The sequence below is a fragment of the Micromonospora sp. NBS 11-29 genome, assembly GCF_002140155.1.
Taxonomy (GTDB): domain Bacteria; phylum Actinomycetota; class Actinomycetes; order Mycobacteriales; family Micromonosporaceae; genus Micromonospora.
This window is the reverse complement of record NZ_NAPR01000003.1, coordinates 530,580-548,666: the sequence shown is the minus strand read 5'-3', so window position 1 is coordinate 548,666 and position 18,087 is coordinate 530,580. Positions and strand designations below refer to the sequence as shown.

At 74.1% G+C, this 18,087-nt stretch carries 9 protein-coding genes, 4 pseudogenes and 1 riboswitch; of the genes and pseudogenes, 3 read left to right on the top strand and 10 right to left on the bottom strand.

Annotated elements, in window-relative coordinates:
- Together B1205_RS03820 and B1205_RS03815 are read right to left on the bottom strand one after the other, a co-directional pair.
- Window positions 1–943: ribonucleotide-diphosphate reductase subunit beta (locus B1205_RS03820; protein ID WP_089154398.1), on the bottom strand; the 943-nt coding region annotated here is incomplete at its 3' end.
- Window positions 944–966: 23 nt separating this feature from the next.
- Window positions 967–3,348: a ribonucleoside-diphosphate reductase subunit alpha gene (locus B1205_RS03815; protein ID WP_089154311.1), complete on the bottom strand. Its 2,382-nt coding sequence runs from the start codon at window positions 3,346–3,348 to the stop codon at window positions 967–969.
- Window positions 3,349–3,471: 123 nt separating this feature from the next.
- Window positions 3,472–3,689, bottom strand: a riboswitch (cobalamin riboswitch).
- Between the two features lie 132 nt (window positions 3,690–3,821).
- Between B1205_RS03815 and B1205_RS03810 the strand changes: the two are divergent.
- Window positions 3,822–4,522, top strand: a pseudogene (locus B1205_RS03810) (PrsW family glutamic-type intramembrane protease); the annotation flags it as partial.
- 127 nt (window positions 4,523–4,649) lie between these two features.
- Here B1205_RS03810 and B1205_RS03805 read toward each other — a convergent pair.
- From B1205_RS03805 to B1205_RS03790, 4 genes and pseudogenes are all read right to left on the bottom strand, one after another.
- Entirely contained in the window at window positions 4,650–6,110 is a 1,461-nt protein-coding gene (locus B1205_RS03805; RefSeq protein WP_089154310.1) for a PepSY-associated TM helix domain-containing protein, read from the bottom strand.
- A gap of 159 nt (window positions 6,111–6,269) precedes the next feature.
- Window positions 6,270–6,787 (bottom strand): annotated as a pseudogene (locus B1205_RS03800) (copper resistance CopC family protein).
- 26 nt (window positions 6,788–6,813) lie between these two features.
- Entirely contained in the window at window positions 6,814–8,037 is a 1,224-nt protein-coding gene (locus B1205_RS03795; protein WP_089154309.1) for a Dyp-type peroxidase, read from the bottom strand.
- A complete protein-coding gene (locus B1205_RS03790) occupies window positions 8,034–8,591 on the bottom strand; it encodes a copper chaperone PCu(A)C (RefSeq protein ID WP_089154308.1) in 558 nt (185 codons plus the stop codon). The genes B1205_RS03795 and B1205_RS03790 overlap by 4 nt, the downstream gene beginning before the upstream one ends.
- A gap of 199 nt (window positions 8,592–8,790) precedes the next feature.
- Here B1205_RS03790 and B1205_RS03785 point away from each other — a divergent pair, with 199 nt between their 5' ends.
- Window positions 8,791–9,195 carry a Fur family transcriptional regulator gene (locus tag B1205_RS03785; protein ID WP_089154307.1) on the top strand — a complete coding sequence of 135 codons (405 nt, stop codon included), beginning with the start codon at window positions 8,791–8,793 and terminating at the stop codon, window positions 9,193–9,195.
- A 49-nt stretch (window positions 9,196–9,244) separates the two neighbouring features.
- Here the strand turns inward: B1205_RS03785 and B1205_RS03780 are convergent.
- Both B1205_RS03780 and B1205_RS03775 read right to left on the bottom strand, forming a co-directional pair.
- Window positions 9,245–14,658, bottom strand: a pseudogene (locus B1205_RS03780) (ATP-binding protein).
- Between the two features lie 242 nt (window positions 14,659–14,900).
- Window positions 14,901–15,131: a DUF2188 domain-containing protein gene (locus B1205_RS03775; protein ID WP_089154306.1), complete on the bottom strand. Its 231-nt coding sequence runs from the start codon at window positions 15,129–15,131 to the stop codon at window positions 14,901–14,903.
- A 37-nt stretch (window positions 15,132–15,168) separates the two neighbouring features.
- Between B1205_RS03775 and B1205_RS32840 the strand changes: the two are divergent.
- Window positions 15,169–15,783, top strand: a pseudogene (locus tag B1205_RS32840) (class I SAM-dependent methyltransferase); the annotation flags it as partial.
- On the opposite strand, the gene B1205_RS28900 reads toward B1205_RS32840, so the two are convergent.
- Together B1205_RS28900 and B1205_RS30195 are read right to left on the bottom strand one after the other, a co-directional pair.
- Window positions 15,671–17,179 (bottom strand): sugar efflux transporter, encoded by a 1,509-nt coding sequence (locus B1205_RS28900; RefSeq protein ID WP_369597246.1) that lies wholly within the window; start codon window positions 17,177–17,179, stop codon window positions 15,671–15,673. The pseudogene B1205_RS32840 and the gene B1205_RS28900 overlap by 113 nt on opposite strands.
- A gap of 43 nt (window positions 17,180–17,222) precedes the next feature.
- Window positions 17,223–17,873, bottom strand: coding sequence for a tetratricopeptide repeat protein (locus B1205_RS30195; protein ID WP_217809744.1), 651 nt, complete (start codon window positions 17,871–17,873; stop codon window positions 17,223–17,225).
- Window positions 17,874–18,087 lie beyond the last annotated feature (214 nt).

The window sequence follows — 18,087 nt, the reverse complement described above, 5'->3', positions numbered from 1 at the left end:
CCCCCCGCCGCTCGAAGAAGTTCGACAGCTCCTGCACGTCCTGCAACTCCATGAACGCGAACGGGTTGCCGCTGCCGTACATCGGCGCCAGGCCGAGCACGGCCAGCCGCCGGTCCGCGACGTGCTGGAGGTACTCCCGCATGTCCACCAGGGACATCCCGGGCACGCCGCCGCCGAGCAGGTCCTCGGCGAACTGCGCCTCACACTCCACGGCTTCGGCGAGCATGTCCCGCACCTGCCGTTCCATCTCCGCGTCGAACAGCTCCGGCTCCTCCCGCCGGACCGTGTCCACCACGTCGAACGCGAACGCCATGTGCATCGACTCGTCGCGGAACACCCAGTTGGTGCCGGACGCCAGCCCGTTGAGCAGGCCCCGGGACCGCAGGAAGTAGACGTAGGCGAACGCGCCGTAGAAGAACAGCCCCTCGATGCAGGCGGCGAAGCAGATCAGGTTGAGCAGGAACGCCCGCCGGTCCGCCCGGGTCCGCAGCTCGCGCAGCGCGAACACCGAGTCGATCCAGCGGAAGCAGAACTCGGCCTTGCGCCGGATCGACGGGATGTTCTCGATCGCGGCGAACGCGGCGAACCGCTCCTTCTCGTCGGGCACGTACGTGTCCAGCAGGTTCAGGTAGAACTGGACGTGCACCGCCTCCTCGAACAGTTGCCGGGACAGGTACAGCCGGCCCTCCGGGGAGTTGACGTGCTGGTAGAGGTTGAGCACCAGGTTGTTGGCGACGATCGTGTCGCCGGTGGCGAAGAACGCCACCAGCCGCGACACCAGGTGCCGTTCGGCCGGCGAGAGCCGGTCCAGGTCGGCCAGGTCGCCGTGCAGGTCCACCTCCTCGACGGTCCAGGTGTTGCGGATGGCGTCCTTGAACCGGTCGAAGAAGTGCGGGTACCGCATCGGGCGCAGGGTCAGGTCCATGCCCGGGTCGAGCAGCATGGGCCGGGTCTCGGTGGTCGTGGTCACTGGCACGCCTCGCAGCTCTCGGGGTTCTCCAGGGAACAGGCCAGCGCCTCGTCGTCGGCGGTGACGACCGGGGCGAGCACCGGCGAGACGGTGGCCTGCTGGATCCGGGTGGCGGGTCGGGACCGCAGGTAGTAGGTGGTCTTCAACCCGGACTTCCAGGCGTACAGGTACATCGAGGAGAGCTTGCCGATGGTCGGCGCGCTCAGGAACAGGTTCAGCGACTGGGACTGGTCGATCCAGGGCGCCCGCGCGGCGGCCAGGTCGATCAGCGCCCGCTGCGGCAGCTCCCACGCGGTGCGGAACAACTCCCGCACCTCGGCCGGCAGCTCGGTGAGGCCCTGCACCGAGCCCTCCGCCCGCCGGATCCGGTCCCGGACCTGCGGCGTCCACCGCCCGCGCGCCTTCAACTCCCGCACCAGGTACGTGTTGACCTGGAGGAACTCCCCGGACATGGTCTCGCGCTTGAACAGGTTGGACACCTGCGGCTCGACGCACTCGTAGCACCCGGCGATCGAAGCGATGGTGGCGGTCGGCGCGATCGCCACCAGCAGCGAGTTGCGCAGCCCGTGCGCGGCGACCCGCTCGCGCAGCGCCGCCCACCGGGCGGTCTGCGTCGGCTCCGCGCCCCACAGGTCCGGATGCAGGTCACCCTTCGCGGCCCGGGTCTGCGGGTACGCCGGATGCGGGCCGAACCGCTCGGCCAGCCCGGCGGAGGTCTCCAGCGCGGTCAGCAGGATCTCCTCCTGCACCCGGGTGGACAGCTCCAACGCCCGCGGCGAGTCGAACGGCAGGCGCAGCGTGAAGAACGCGTCCTGCAGGCCCATCAGCCCGAGCCCGACCGGCCGCCAGCGCGGGTTCGACGCCGCCGCCTGCGCGGCCGGGTAGTAGTTGATGTCGATCACCCGGTCGAGGAAGACCACCGCCGTGCGCACCGTCGCGCGCAGCCGTTCCCAGTCCACCCCGTCGGCGGTGACGTGCGCGCCCAGGTTGACCGACCCGAGGTTGCACACCGCCGTCTCGGCGTCGTCGTTGACCTCCAGGATCTCGGTGCACAGGTTGGACAGGTGGATGACGTTGCCGGGCTCACCGGTCTGGTTGGACAGCCGGTTCGCGGCGTCCTTGAACGTCATCCAACCGTTGCCGGTCTGCGCCAGCGTGCGCATCATCCGCCCGTACAGGTCCCGGGCCCGGACCGTGCGCACCGCCTTCTTCTCCGCCGCCCGGTACGCCGCGTCGAACGCCTCGCCGTACAGGTCGGGCAGCTCCGGAGCCTCGGACGGGTCGATCAGCGACCAGTCGCCGTCCGCCTCGACCCGGCGCATGAACTCGTCCGGGATCCAGTTGGCCAGGTTGAGGTTGTGCGTACGCCGGGACTCCTCGCCGGTGTTGTCCCGCAGCTCCAGGAACTCCTCCACGTCCGGGTGCCACGGCTCCAGGTAGACGCAGGCCGCGCCCTTGCGCCGGCCGCCCTGGTTGACCGCGGCCACCCCGGCGTCGAGCGTCTTGAGGAACGGCACGATGCCGTTCGAGCGCCCGTTCGTGCCCCGGATCAGCGCGCCCCGGCCGCGCACCCGCGACCAGGAGATGCCGATGCCGCCGGAGAACTTCGACAGCTTCGCCACCTGGTGGTAGCGCTCGTAGATCGAGTCCAGCTCGTCGCGCGGCGAGTCGACCAGGAAGCACGACGACATCTGGGTGTGCCGGGTGCCCGAGTTGAACAGCGTCGGCGAGCTGGGCAGGTACGCCAGGGCGGACATCAGCCGATAGAACTCGACCGCCTCCTGCGGCGTGTGGGACAGTCCGCAGGCCACCCGCAGCAGCCAGTACTGCGGCGTCTCCACGACCAGCCGCGACTCCGGGTGGCGCAGCAGGTAGCGGTCCGCCACCGTACGCAGTCCGAAGTACTCGAACCGCAGGTCACCGGCCGGGTCCACGGCGTCGTCGAGCGTCCGGGCGTGCCGGGACACGAACGCGGCGGTCTCGTCGCCGATCAGCCCGAGGCCGTGCGCGTACCGGACGGACTGGCTGAAGCTGCTCACCTGCTGCCCGCGGACCTCCTCGTCCACGTACGCGGCCAGCAGCCGCGCCGCGAGCTTCGAGTACTGCGGCTCCTCGCCGATCAGCTCCGCCGCCGTCTGGATCGACAACCGGTCCAGCTCCGCCGTGCTCGCCCCGTCGTACAGCCCGCTGATCGTTCGGGTGGCCACCCGCAGCGGGTCCACCTCGTCCAGGTCGGCGACCCAGCGCTCGACCGCGGTGACGATCCGGTTGACGTCGACCGGCTCGGTGTCGCCGTCGCGCTTGCGTACCCGCATCGCCAGCCGTCGCGGCTCCGACCCGCCGGCACCGGACGGGGGAATCTCCTGCACGACCGTCATGACCTCTCCTCGCTGTCACTCCGATGGCCTCGGACGGCGGGAGAACGCCAACGGGCGCGGCACGCACGGCCGCCCCGGCTGCTGGCGTCGGTCGTCCCGCGCGACCTTCGACCGCCGCGCGCGGCAGCGCACGGCGCGCTGGCAGGTCTTCGGACTCGCGGGCCCGACCGGGGTCGCCGGTCGCCTACTGGCCGTCGCTTCCCAGGCCGGTCGGGCCCAGTGCTGATGACGGCGGTCGTTCCCACTCACCGCTGCGGGGCAGTCCCGGACTCGCACCGGGTTCCCTCTTGCCTCGGCCGTGCCCCGGAGAGCGCGGCCGAACCAGCTGCGTGGCACACCATATATGGCGGTGAGGGCGCTTAGGCAACACCAGATGTCGCGTCCGCGTGTCGGCTACGTCTCATCGTCCACCGTGGTGGGACGCGGATCACCCGGACCGGACGGGTCTCGGCGTCCACGGCGATACTCACCGCATGGGGAATCTGGGGCGCCGCTGGGCGTGGCTCGCGGTCCTGCTGGTCGGCGTCGGACTGTTCCTGCTGGTGCTGGAGACACTGACCGGCACCCGGAACATCACCTTCGTGCCCGCGCTGATCCTGCTCGGCGCCGCCGTCGCACCGGCCACGTTCCTGACCTTCACGCAGGGCCGCACCGGCCGGTGGCGGGTCCCNCCGGCTGGCTGGAGTACGACACGCTGCGCCACCTCGGCGTGCTGCCGATGGTGTTCGTCGGCCTGATCGAGGAGACAGCCAAGCTGATCGTGCCGGTCGGGATTCTGCTGCTGTGGCGTCGGCACCGGTCACCGGGGGAGGGGCTGGTGATCGGCGTGGCCTCCGGCGCCGGCTTCGCCGCCCTGGAGACGATGGGCTACGCGTTCGGCGCGCTGGTCGGGTCGCAGGGCAACCTCGGCACGGTCGAGCAGACGCTGCTGATCCGGGGTCTGACCGCGCCCGCCGCCCACCTGGCCTGGACCGGGTTGACCGCCGGCGCGCTGTTCACCTTCGCCGCCGCGCCCGGCGGGCGCCGCCTGGCGGCGTTCCTGCTGACCTTCGCCGCGGCCGTCACGCTGCACACCTGCTGGGACACGTTCGGCACCCAACCCGCCTACCTGTTCATCGGTGGGGTCTCGCTGGGGTGGGTGCTGCTGCGCCTGCACCTCGACCGCGACCGGCCGGACACCGAGCCGACCGGTCCGGGCGACGTGCCCGGTGCCGTGGGCGGCGGGCGGAGCGTCACGACCATCNGGACCGGCCGGTCCCGCCCGGCGGCGGCTCGTGGTGGGCCGCCGGGCGGGTCGCCGGTCAGTGCCCGGCCGGAGCGGGGGACACCGGGACGCCGCGCCGCCGTCGGCCGGCCAGCCCGACCAGGGCGTCGACCACCAGGAAGCCGAGCAGCGTGCCGCCGAACCAGGGCAGCGCCCAGCCGACCGCCACCACCACCGGCACCCCGACCAGCAGCGCCCACCACGGCGTGCCCCGCCAGGCGCCCCGGGCCGGCGGGGCGCCCAGCGGCGCCCGGCGGTCGGCGCGGGTCGGTCGGCGTTGCCACCACATCCGGTAGCCCCAGACGACGACGCAGAGCAGGCCGAGCGCGAGCGCGGCCAGCAGGATCTGGTTGACCGGCCCGAGCAGGCGACCCATGTGGGCCTGGACGCCCAGCTTGCTGAGCTTGGCCAGCACCGGCCAGTCGGCGAAGTCGCTGCGGGCGGTCACCGTGCCGGCGGCCGGGTCGACGGCGACCCGGTCGTACCGGACCGGCCACACGTCGTCGGTCTGCGCGACCGTCCACGCGGTGCCCGGCTCCGCGGCCGGGGTGATGGCGACCGGGCCGGACAGCCCGGCGGCGCGGGCGGCGCCCAGCACCCGGTCGTACGTGGCCGGGTCCGACGCCGGCTCGGTCGGTGTCCCGCCGTGCCGGTGCTCCCCGCCGCCGGTGGCCGGCGGCGTGCCGTCGAGCGTGGTGGAGACCTGCGGGGTGCCGGCGCGCAGCGCGTCCAGCCCGGCGCCGAAGTTCGCCCCCGCGTAACGGGACCAGGTCAGGCCGGTGGCGGCGAGGAAGAGCAGGCCCACGGTGAGCCAGACGCCGGTGGTGGCGTGCCAGCCCCGGGTGCGGCGCACGCCGCCGGCGGACAGGTCGGGCACGAGCAGGTGCCGGACGCGGGCCCGCCCGTTGACGCGCCGACGCCACCACAGCACCACCCCGCCCAGCGCCAGCACCCACAGCCAACTCGCCGCGATCTCCGAGTAGTGCCGCCCGACGTCGCCCAGGTGCAGGTTGCGGTGCAGGTCGTCGAGCCAGGTGGTGGCCGGGGTGGAGCCGAACCAGGTGGTCAACTGCCCGGACACCCGCGCGTTGTACGGGTCGACGTAGACGGTGTGCTGCCGGTCGCCGAGATCGTCGCGGGCGAACACCACCCGGGTGGCCCGGTCGCCGTCTGCGGGCTGGACCCCGGTGAGCGTGCCGTCCGGGTGCGCGGCGCGGGCGGCGGCGATCTGCTCGGCGAGCGGCCGGGGCTGCTCGCCGACGGTCGAGACGGTGAGCGTGTCGCCGTAGAGCACGTCGTCGAGCTGCGGCGTGATCGTGTAGGCGAGCCCGGTGAGCGCGGCGACCAGCAAGAACGGCGCGACCAGGATGCCCGCGTAGAAGTGCAGGCGGGTCAGCAGCGCGGTCAGCGGCGCGGGCCGGCGGGCCGGTCGGGCGGCGTCCGGCGGTGTGGCGGGGGAGTCCGGCGCGCGGTCGCCGGGCAGTTCGGTCACGGACATCAGGGCAAACTCCGATCGGAGAACAGGAATGGAAACGGCCGGCCCGTGCCCGTCGAGCCGTGCCGTGTGCGCGGTCTGCCGTCTCCCCGCTGGGTGGTCGGGCGGGACCGGGTGGAAGTTCCCGACGGGTTCCGGGTCGGGTCGCCGGCGGGCCCGGCCTCAGCAGGTACGGCGGCGTCGGCACAGCGGCACCGCCGCGCCCGCCACGGCCAGGGCGACGACCAGGCCGCCGGCCACCAGCGCCGCCGACGGGCCGTCGTCGGCGTNGACCCGGCCGCCCCGGGCGCGGCCGACGCCGGCGGCGCGGCCGGGTCGGCGACGGTGAACCGGTACGAGCCCTGCACCGGGTGCCCGTCGGCCGAGACCACCCGGTAGGCGACCGTGTACGCCCCATTGCCCAGCGGCTCGTCGACGGTCACCGTGCCGGTCGCGCCGTCCACGGCCGGCGTGCCGGTGGACACCCTCCGCCCACCGGCGTCGCTGAGCACGATGGTGGTGAACTCCGGGTTCAACCGTGCCAGGAACCGCAGCGTCACCGAGGTCGGCGCGGCGGCGAGCCGGGCGTCCCGGGCCGGCGTGGCCGCCTGCAACGAGTTGTGCGCCGCCGCGGGCGACGCCGGCGTCAGCAGCAGGGCGGTGAGCGCCGCGGCGAGCGCGGCGACGGCACGGGTACGCATCGGGGGAGGAACCTTCCTGCTGGTGGTCACCCGAGCACCTGCCGGCCGATCCAGCCGTCCTCGGGGCAGCCGGGCGGTACGGCGAACACGGCCGAGCCGATCGGGGTGGTCCACTCGTTGAGCAGGTCCCGGTCGGCCAGCCGGCGTTGGATGGGCAGGAACTGCCGGGCGACGTCGGCTTGGTACGCGGCGAAGATCAGGCCGCTGTCGGCGTGGCCCTCGGCGGTCGGCACGCCGTCGTAGTTGTAGGGCCGGCGCAGGATCCGCTGCCGGTCGTCGGTGACGCGCGCCCGGGTCAGGTGCGAGAAGTCCGGGATGACGGTGAGCCCGTCCGGGCCGAGCGCGGCGAAGTCGGGTTCGTCGTGCTCGGCCGCGCCGGTCAGCGGTGCGCCGGTGTCCAGCCGTCGCCCCACCGCGACCTCCCGGTCGGCGCGGCCCAGCAGGTCCCAGGTCTCCAGGTTCATGCTGATCCGGCGGACCACCAGGGTGGTGGAGTCGCGTAACCAGTCCGGCCCGTCGGGCACCCACACGGCGGTGTCGGCGGGGCTGCCGGGCTTCGGGTTGGCGGTGCCGTCGAGCTGGCCGAACAGGTTGCGCTGGGTGCGTCCCGGCTCGGCCCCGGCGGCCCGCCGGAAGCCCTGCTGCACCCAGCGGACGCCGGCGAACGGCCGGCTGTCCTTGACCAGCACCCGCTGGGCGTGGGCGACTGTGAGCGGGTCGTCGGCGCAGATCTGGAGCAGCAGGTCCCCGCCGGACCAGCGCGGTCGCAGCCGGTCGACGCGGAACGCGGGCAGCTCCGCCACGGATGCCGGCCGGCGGTCGTCGCGTCCGGCGGCGGCGTAGAGGCCGGGACCGAAGCCGAACGTGACGGTCAGCCGGGCGGGCAGCAGCCCGAGTTCCGGCTCGGTGTCGGCCAGCGCCGGCCGGCCCCGGGTGAGCCGGGCGGCGTCGTCGGAGAGCAGCCGCAGCATCCGCCCGAGCGCGGCCCGGTCGGTGCCCGGTCGCAGCGTGAACGCGACGAAGGCGGCGTGCGCCTGCGGCTCGGTGGTCACCCCGGACTGCCGGGCGCCGTGGAACGGCTCGACCGCGTCGCCGACCCCGGCCGCCGGAACGGGGTCGCCGGGGCGTACCCCGGGATCGTCGGCACGGACGGCGGCGGTGGCGGCCAGCGCGCCCCCGGCGGCGACCGCGCCGCCGGCGAGCAGGCCGCGCCGGCTCACCCGGCGCGGCGTCGGGGTCGCGTCGGTCATGCGTGGCCCGGGGCGTAGGACTCCTGGGCGCCGGTGAACGGCTTCGCCACCGCGGTGAACGTCTGGGTGCGGCCGTCGCCGAAGGTGAGCGTGACGTTCAGCTCGTCGCCGGCCCGCACCGGCCGCGTGAGGCTCATCAGCATCAGGTGGTCGCCGCCGGGCTGGAGGGTGGCGGTGGAGTGGGCCCGGACCACGATGCCGCCCTCCTTGGGCCGCATCACCATCTTCCCGTCCCGCATCGCCATCTCGTGCAGTTCCATCGGGGAGACCTCGGTGCTGGCCCCGGTGATGGTCACGTCGGCGTCGCCGTCGTTGACCAGGGCGCCGAACGCGGCGGTCATGCCCTTGTCGGCGGCCTTGACCCACGGGTCGCGGATGCCGAGCACGCCGGCCGCCGCGTTCGCTCCGGCGGCGGCCGGCGCCGTCGTCGGTGCCGGCGCGGCGGCGGTCGTCGGGTCGTCGGACGACCCGCAGGCGGCGACGGACGCGGCCAGGAGAGCGGCGCCGATCAGGGCCGCCGGGCGCCGGAACCGGCCGGTGGTGGTGCTGGGCATGAGTCGTCCCCTCGAAGATCGCTGTTCGTACCGTTGGTCGGGTCGGGGGGACGGAAAGTTCCGGCCGGTGCGGCCGGGCGGCGGCAGCGGCGGGCTGCGGATACGCGCTGGGCATAATGGTTGCGGCGCTCCGTGGTCCCGGCCGGCCGCGGCGGCGGTCACGCGCCGGGCGGGCGCGGACGAGGGGAGGCGGCGGACGGTGACCCAGGTGACGACCGGGGCGACCCGCAACACTCGGCAGCGCGCCGAGGTGCTGGCGCTGCTGCGCGAGGTGGAGGGCTTCCACAGCGCCCAGCAGCTGCACCAGATGCTCGTCGAACGGCGGGCCAAGGTCGGCCTGACCACCGTCTACCGGACGCTGCAACTGCTCGTCGACAGCGGGGAGATCGACTCGGCCCGGCTGCCCGGCGGTGAATACCTCTACCGCCGGTGCAGCCTGAGCCAGCACCACCACCACCTCGTCTGCCGCCACTGCGGCCGGGCCGTCGAGGTCGCCGGCCCGGCCGTGGAGCGGTGGGCCGACCAGGTCGCCACCCAGCACGGATTCACCGACGTGGCGCACACCGTGGAGATCTTCGGCACCTGCGACCGCTGCGCCGCCTGACCGCCNCGGACGGGCCCGAAGGCCCGCCCGCCGTCGACGGTGGAACGTGTCAGCTCAGGCGCGCCTCGATCGCCTCGATGACGCGGGGACGCAGCTCGGCGGCCCGGATCACCGCGTCGACCGAACCGACCTCGACCGCGCGCTGGATGCTGTGCACCCGGTCGAACTCCGCGGCCACCTCGCCCAACTTCTCCGCCCGCACCGACGCGCGGAGTTCGTCGAGTTCCGCGGTCCGCGTCGCGCGCTCGGCGCCGGTGGCGGCCGTGACCCGGCCCTCCGCCTCGCGTACCCGGGGATCGGCCGCGGTGCGCGCGGCGACCTCGCCGGAGAACACCACGGCGGCGGCCGGCGCGCCGCCGAGCACCGAGGCGAACGAACCCTCGATCGCCAGCACCGTCATGGCCGGGTTGAGCGCCTTGGAGAACACCACGAACGCGCCGCCGTGGTAGCGCGAGATGACGCAGAAGACGATCGGGCCGCGGAAGTTCACGATCGCCCGGCCGATCTCGGCGCCGTACTCCAGTTGCAGCTTGCGCATCGACTCCGGCGAGCCGTCGAAGCCGGAGAGGTTGGCCAGCACCACCAGCGGCCGGTTGCCGCTGGCCGCGTTGATCGCCCGCGCCGCCTTCTTCGACGAGCGGGGGAACAGCGTGCCGGCGGTGTAGGNCCGAGCAGGCACACCGGGATGCCGCCGAGGTGCATGTCCTGCACCACCGCCGTCTCCGCGTCGGCCATGCCGGCCCACCGCTCCAGCACCGGGTGGTCCTGGTCCGCGAGCGCCCGCATCACGGTACGGATGTCGAACGGCTTCTTCCGGTCCGGGTTCGCGGTGGCGGAGAAGATCTCGCCGACCGTGGTGAAGTCGCTGCCGGTCACCGCGTGCGGGAACGTGGTGACGTCCCGGTCCACCGGGTCGGTGGTGGTGGCCCGGCGCGGCGCGTCCTCGCCCGGCGCGACGTACGTGTGGTCGTAGTGCGCCATCAGCACGTCCCGCGCGGCCGGCAGGTCCGGCGCCCAGTACTGCGCCTGCCCGTTCGGGCCCATCACCCGGTCGTAGCCGCCGATGCCGAAGTTGTCCTCGGCGGACACGCCGCCGGAGAAGTCCAGCGACTGCTTGCCGGTCAGCACCATCGCCGAGTCCGGCGTCATGACCAGCACGCCCTTGGTGTGCATGAGCATCGTCGCCTCGGCGTTCCAGTACGGCTGGGCGCCCACGGTGATGCCCGCGACCACGATGTTGATCTCACCGCCGGCCTGGGTGAACTCGACGATCCGCTTCAGCGCCGCGGCCACCCAGTCCATGTTCTCGGTGCCGGAGGTCATCGAGATCCGGGCGCCGGCGCTCAGCGCGTACCACTCCAGCGGCACGCCCATCCGCTCCGCCAGGTCCAGCGCGGCGATCACCCGCCGGCACTCCGCCTCGGAGAGCGCGCCCAGCGACTTCGTCGGGTCACCGAGCAGCACCACCCGGGTCACGCCCCGTGGGTGCCGCGGCGTCGGGGTGGTGACCACGCCGGCCACGATCGCCGCGCTGTTGCGCCCCTTCGGCCGGTCCACCGGCACCAGCTCGTGCGCGTGGTCCAGGTCGTGCTCGACGAAGTCACCGAGCAGGCCGGTCAGCTCGTACGGGTAGACCGTGTTGCGGCTGGCCGCCCGCAGCACCTTGAGCCGGTAGTCGTCCAGCGGCTCGACCGCCTCGGTCGGCGGCTCGCCGACGACGAGCTGGGCGCGTCCGGTGACGTCGAAGGTGATCCGCACGCCGACCTTGGTCAGCTCGCCGGTGCGGCGGTCGCGCTGACGCGCGATGAACAGGATCTCCTCCAGGTCGGCGCCGACCGTCGTGGGGCGCATCCGCCCGGCGATCAGCTCCATCTCCTCGCGGGTCAGCTCGCTGGGCGGCCAGACGTAGATGACGATCCGGTTGGTCGGGAACCGGACCTTCGACGGCCGCCGGGACTGCGCCCGGCGGATCGAGTCGATGCAGGCGGCGACCGCGTCCTCGGTGGTCGGCAGCGCGACCAGCCGACCGTCCTGCTCGCGCAGCTCGGTCAGGTCGCGCACCTGCGCGAACGCCACCAGCCGCTGGTCCGACGGGTTCTCCTGGGCGACCGCCTGGAAGAGGTAGACCTCCTCGTCCAGCGACGGCAGGCGGGTCAGGTCGAACCGGTGCAGCCGCTCCAACTGCATCCGCTGCGCGATGTACGGGTGCAGGCCGCGGATCAGCCGCTCCTCTGCCATCCCGGTCCCGCTCGGGTCGGGCCGGAACGTGACGTGGTGGTGCATCACCGCGCCACCGCGCCCGGCCACCGTGGTGGTGAGCCGGCGGACCCGGTCCGGCAGCGGATGCGCGTTGATCACGTCGAGCAGCGCGGCGGCCGTGGCGTCGTGGCCCTCCGGCTGGCTCTCCCAGGACAGGTAGACGTCGGCGTCGACCGCGTCGCAGTCCCGGGCCACCTCGGCGAGCCCGCGCAGCGCGTCGCCGAGCGCGTCGAAGCGCACCGCGGTGGAGACCACGCTCGACTCCGCCCGGTCGGCCACCACGAACACGCAGTCCCCGGCGGCGCGGGTGCGTACGGCGGTGAGCGCCTTGTTGCCGTAGTACCGGCGGGTCAGCACCTCCAGCATGGTCGCGTTGTCCAGGTTGTCCCGCACCAGTCGCTGGCCGAGCAGCCGGACCAGCGGTTCGGTGCTGCGGACCATCTCGGCGATCCGCTCGGCGCGGTCCGGCGCGTCCGGCTGCGTGTCGAGGTGCCGCAGGTGCGTGCGGACCCGCGCGTACACCCGGGCCCGGTTGCGGCGCAGCAGCGGCTGCGCGAACCAGGCGAACACCAGGCCCCGGGCCAGGTCGGCGACCACCGGGAAGCGGACCTGGGTGGCCGAGATGAGCCGCTCCAGCGCGAGGCCGGCGGGCTCCCGCAGCGCCTCGTCCGGCGGCGGCTCACGCAGCCACGACCGGAGCAACGCGGCGATCGCGGTGGCGTCGACGGCGGCCCGCTGCTGGGCCAGGAAGATCCGGAACACCGCGGCCTCGAGGTCGGGGGTGCGGTCCAGCTCGGTGACGCCGTAGTGGCCGAGTGCCTTGGCCAGGCGGGCCCGGAACGGCTCCGGCGAGCCGGCCCGCTCCACGTCGAGGCTCTGCAGGTAGGTGTGGAAGTGCTCGCGGGCGCTGTGCAGGTGCCCGCCCGGACCGTCGTCCCCGCCGGGCCGGTTGCGGCTCAGCTCGGCCAGGTCGGCGAAGACCTCGGCCAGCTCCAGTTCCTCGGCCAGCGGCCGGTGCCCGGCCGCGGTGGCCGCGCGCCGCGCGTCGAGGTAGTCGTCGAGCACCCGGCGCTCGTCGTGCGGGTCGACGTCGAAGCCCAGCAGCAGGCCGCGCAGGTCCTCCTGCCCGCGCTCGATGCGGGTACGCGCGGGAACGTCGCCGGGTGCGGCGGGCAGGTCCAGCTCGACCGCCGGCCCGGCCGGGTCGGCGGCGACCTCGGCGCCCGCCTCGGCGACCGGCTCCAGGCGCAGCAGCGGCGCACCGGCCTCCACCTGGGTGCCCACCGCGACGGCGGACTCCTTGAGGCGCGCCTTGAACGGTGCCCGCAGCACCGTCTCCATCTTCATCGCCTCCAGCACCAGCACCGGCGCGCCGGCCTCGACCTCCGCGCCGACCTCCAGCGGGGTGGCGACCACCAGCGCCGGCATCGGGGACCGCACCACGCCGCCCTCGTCGCGGCTGATCCGGTGCGTGACGCCGTCCACCTCGACCAGGTGCACCGGGCCGTGGGTGCCGGTGAGCAGGCGGTAGCGGACGCCGTTGACGGTGATCTGCCCGGTGTGCCGGTCGAACCGGTCCAGCTCGACGTCCGCGGTCCGGACCTCGGGGCCGGCCTCGATGCCGACCCGGAACCGGTGCGCGCCGACCCGGGCCACCCGCAGCCGGTAGCCCACGCCGCGCAGCTTCACGTCCAGCGGCCGGCCGCTGCGGTGCTGCACCTGCGGCCGGCCACCGGCCGCGGTGGACAGCAGCCGCTGCCGTTCGGCGGCCTCGTCCTCCTCGTACGCCTCGATCGCGGCGGCGGCCAGCGCCACCGCGGAGTGCCGGTGCGCGACGAGCCGACCCTCGCCGCGGACCCGGTCGATCCAGCCGGTGTCGGCGCTGGCGTCGATGACCTCGGGCTGGTCGAGCAGGTCGAGCACGAAGCTCTTGTTCGTCGCGCCACCGGCGATGACCACGGTGGTGTTCGCCATCGCGCGCCGCAGCCGGCCGAGCGCCTCGTCCCGGTCCCGGCCGTACGCGATGATCTTGGCGATCATGGAGTCGAAGTCGGCGGGGATGGTGTCGCCCTCGCTGACCCCGGTGTCCACCCGGATGCCCGGCCCGGCGGGCAGGTCCAGCCGGGTGATCCGACCGGGGGAGGGGGCGAAGTCCCGGTCCGGGTCCTCGGCGTTGAGCCGCGCCTCGATGGCGTGCCCGCGCTCGACCGGCGGCGTACCCTCCAGCCGGCCGCCGCCGGCGACGTGCAACTGCGCCTTGACCAGGTCGAACCCGGTGGTCGCCTCGGTGATCGGGTGCTCCACCTGGAGCCGGGTGTTGACCTCCAGGAAGGCGAACAGCCGCTCACCGGGGTGGTAGAGGAACTCCACCGTCGCCGCGCCCCGGTAGCCGACCGCGACGGCCAGCCGCTCCGCCGACGACTTCAGCTCGGCGACCTGCTCCGGGCCGAGCACCGGCGACGCCGACTCCTCGATGACCTTCTGGTTGCGTCGCTGCACCGAGCAGTCCCGCACGCCGAGTGCCCAGGCGGTGCCCTGCCCGTCCGCGATCACCTGCACCTCGACGTGGCGGGCGCCGGTGACCAGGCGCTCCAGGAACACCACGCCGCTGCCGAACGCCCGGGCCGCCTCCTGGCTGGTGCGCTCGTACGCGTCGGCCAGCTCGGCGTCGCTGCGGACCACCCGGATGCCGCGCCCGCCGCCGCCGGCGGTCGCCTTCAGCATCAGCGGGTAGCCGATCCGCGCCGCCGCGGCCACCGCCGCCTCCAGGCTCTCCACCGCGCCCCGGCTCCACGGGGCGACCGGCACCCCGACCTCCTCGGCGATCAGCTTCGCACCGATCTTGTCGCCGAGCTTGCGCATCGCGTCCGGGTTCGGCCCGACGAACGTGACGCCGACCTTCTCGCACAGCTCGGCGAAGGCCGGATCCTCGGCCACGAAACCCCAACCGACCCACGCGGCGTCCGCGCCGGTCTCCACCAGCGCGCGCTCCAGCGCCTTCAGGTCGAGGTACGGGCGGGCGGCGGCGGGCCCCAGGTCGTAGGCGATGTCGGCCTCGCGGACGAACGTGGCGGTGCGGTCGACGTCGGTGTACAGCGCGACGGTCTCGATCCGGCTGCCGGTCTCCGCGGCCAGCTCCCGGACCGCGTGGATGAGCCGCATGGCGGCCTCACCCCGGTTGACGATGGCGACACGGGTGAACACGTGACCGTCCCCTTCGGTAGAACCACGGCGAGCGCCGGGTGGCGGCGATGCCCCCGGCTTGCCTCACCCTTCCGTCTGGCCGCAGACGGCGCCATGTCGTAACCGCCGAAGCCTGAGTGGGGACCATTGTAGGAACCGCACAAAACTTTTTAGCCAGCCGACCACAACCAGCAGCTTCTTCGGCAGCGCGGACGGCGTCGGACCCGAGCGGGTCCGGCGCCGTCGGCGTCCTGGGCGGTGACTCAGCCGGGAATCTCGCGGGGGTCGCGGCTGCGGGGGTACGTGTTCTTCTCGCCGATGGTGCCGTCCTGCTTCTTGATGACGTGTTCGGTGCCGCGCTCGGCCGCCATCTCCCGGCCGGCCGCCTCCGCCTCCGCCTTGGTGTCGTGCCGGCTGCTCGCGCGCTCGTTGCCCTCCGGGCGGTTCTTCCACTGCCCGTCCTGCTGGTAGGTGTCGATGTCACCCTTGGCCATGCCGTCGGCTCCTTACGGTCGGAGTGGTCGATGAGGAATGTCTGCCCCTGCGCGCGGTGCGCTAATCCTGCCGCCGCGTCCTGCCTCGACCGGTCGCCCGGCCGGGCAGCCGGGGAGTGCCGCGCCGNCTTGGGTCGTGCCGTTTTGCCGGACCGGCAAGGTTTCTTGCCGCCGGACCCGGCCGCGCGCACGATGGGCGGACCGGACCGGGAGACGCCCGACGGCGAAGGAGGAGGCAGGCATGACCGCGCACCACCACGGGCACCAGGAGAACCCGCCGGCGGACACCGACCCGGCCCGCTTCTGGGACGAGCGCTACGGCCAGTCGGACCGGATCTGGAGCGGCCGGGTGAACCCGGTCCTCGCCGAGGTGGCCGCCGAGCTGCCGCCTGGCACGGTGCTCGACCTGGGCTGCGGTGAGGGCGGCGACGCGATCTGGTTGGCCGCCCGAGGCTGGCGGGTCACCGCCGTGGACATCTCCACGGTCGCGCTGCAACGGCTCGCGGTGGAGGCCGAGCGGGCCGCCGTGGCGGACCGGATCACCACCGTCCGGCACGACCTGACCAAGGGTTTCCCCGCCGGCCGCTTCGACCTGGTGTCCGCGCAGTTCTTCCAGTCCCCGCTGGTCCTGCCGCGCGAGCGGGTGCTGCCCCCGGCGGCCGGGGCGGTCGCGCCCGGCGGCCGGCTGCTCGTCGTCGAGCACGGCGCCCCGCCGCCCTGGTCCGGGCTGGACGCCGACGACCCCCGGTTCGCCAGCCCGGCGGAGATCCTCGCCGCGATCGACCTCGACCCGGACGGCTGGGAGACAGAACGGGTCGGCGAGGCACGCCGTGTCGCCACCCACGACGGTCACACCGGCGAACTGGTCGACCACGTGGTCCTGGTCCGACGCNCAGGCCACCGGCGCACAACGCCATGCTCATCCCGTACGCCCAGCGGAAGCCCAGGGGCGCGGAGAGCCCCAGCAACGGGCCGGCGAGCACGGCCCCGATCGGGAACGTGTTGGTGAACAGCGTGGTGGCCCGGCCGGGCTGGCCCGGCAGCAGATCCTGCACGTACGCGATGCCGACCCCGGACGCGGCGGCGATGAACAGCGCGTTGACCGGCTGCGCGAGCAGCAGGACCGGGACGCTCGACGCCCCGGCGGCGATCGCGTAGTAGGCGACGCCGCAGCCGGCGCCGAGCAGGATCAGCGGGCGCAGCCGGACCCGCGCGGTGAGCACGCCCAGCCCCAGCATCAGCGGGATCTCCAGCGCCGCGCAGAGGCCCAGCACCAGCCCCGCGTCCGCCGGGTCGCCGCCCAGCTCACCGCCGATGAACAGCGGCAGCACCTGCACGCCGAGCGTCTGCGGGCACTGCAACATGGTGAAGGCGGCCACGGTCGCCGCCAACCGCCACCGCGACACCCCCGGCGGGTGCGCGCCCCGCTCGTCGGGGACCGGCCGCGGGGGCACCGGCAGCTCCTTCAGCCCGAACGTGACCACCAGCGCCGCCAGCGCGTACATCGCGGCGGCCATGCCGTAGACCAACCGGAAGCCGCCGGCCGCCAGCAGGACCGCGGCCAGCGGCGGCCCGCCCACCCAGGCCAGCGAGAAGACGGTACGCATGGCGCTGATGCCCAGCGCGGCCCGGCCGGGACTGTCCCGGTCGAGGAGTTGGCGGGTGTAGGCGAACGACTGCGGGAACAGCGACCCGGCCAGCGCGGTGGCGGTCACGGTCAGCCCCAGCAGGAGCCAGTAGTCGCGCACGAACGCGGTCAGGCCGGCGCCCACCATCCCGGCCAGCGACGCGCCGAGGAGCAGCCGGCGGCGGATCGGCCACCGGTCGGACAGGCGGCCGACCAGCGCGGCGACGACCACACCGGACAGCGGCGCGACGACCAGGAACACGGTGACCCGCACCGGATCGGCGCGGATCTCGGTGGCGAGGAAGAGCGACAGGAAGGGCAGCACCACCGCGGCGGAGATGCCGACGGTCAGGAACACCAGCGCCAACGGCAGCAGCCGGAGGCGGCCGGCGCGCGCCGCCGGCCTGGTGTCCAGAGCCATGCCCCGCACTGTACGCGGCACCGGTGACACTCCGGCCCGGCTCTCAGCCAGCCCGGTGCAGGCTCTCCAGCAACCGCACCGAGCGGGACCGGTCCGCGTACGCCCGCCGGTGGTCACCGGCCGACCGCCGGTGCTCGGCCCGGTGGGCCAGCACCTCGGCCTGGAAGAACCGGTCGCCCAAGCCCTCGAACAGGTGCAGCGCCCGGGTGAAGCAGGCGTCCGCCCGGTCCGGGTCGTGCCGGCGGGCATGGATGTGGCCGAGTGTGTCCCAGGCGCTCGCCTCCGCGTGCCGGTCGCCGCAACGGCGCAACAGGAACACCGCGGTACGCGTCTGGCGCAGCGCCTGACGCAGGTTCCCGGCCAGCGCGTGGGACCAGCCGGAGCCGTTCAACGACTCGGCCCAGGCACTGTGATGGCGCAGGCGCCGGAACAGCGCCCGGGAGCGGCGGTAGTGGCACAGCGCGCCGACCAGGTCACGTCGCTGCTGACGCACGAACGCCAGCCCGTGCAGGGTGCGGGCCTGCCCCAACCGGTCCCCCCGCCGGACCGTGAGCGCCAGGGCCCGGCGCAGGCTGCGCTCGGCCGCGTCGAGGTCACCGAGACGCAGGTGGGCGCGGCTGAGCCCGCGCAGCGCGTAGGACATGCCCCGGGTGTCGCCGGCCGACCGGGCCGCCGCGAGCGCCGCCCCGTGCACGGCGAGCTGGTCGGCCCAGNGGTCAGGCCGTGGTCAGCGGCGAGGTGGACCACGGCGACGAGGGTGGCCCGGTGCGCGTCGTACCAGGTCCGCGCCGCGTCCTCGTCGGCCAGCGGATACGCCGTCGAGCCGTGCGCGGTGCGCGTTCCCGGCGGGGGCTCGCGACTCGGTTCGAGCAACCGGGCACCGATCAGGCTGGTGTGCAGGTAGTGCT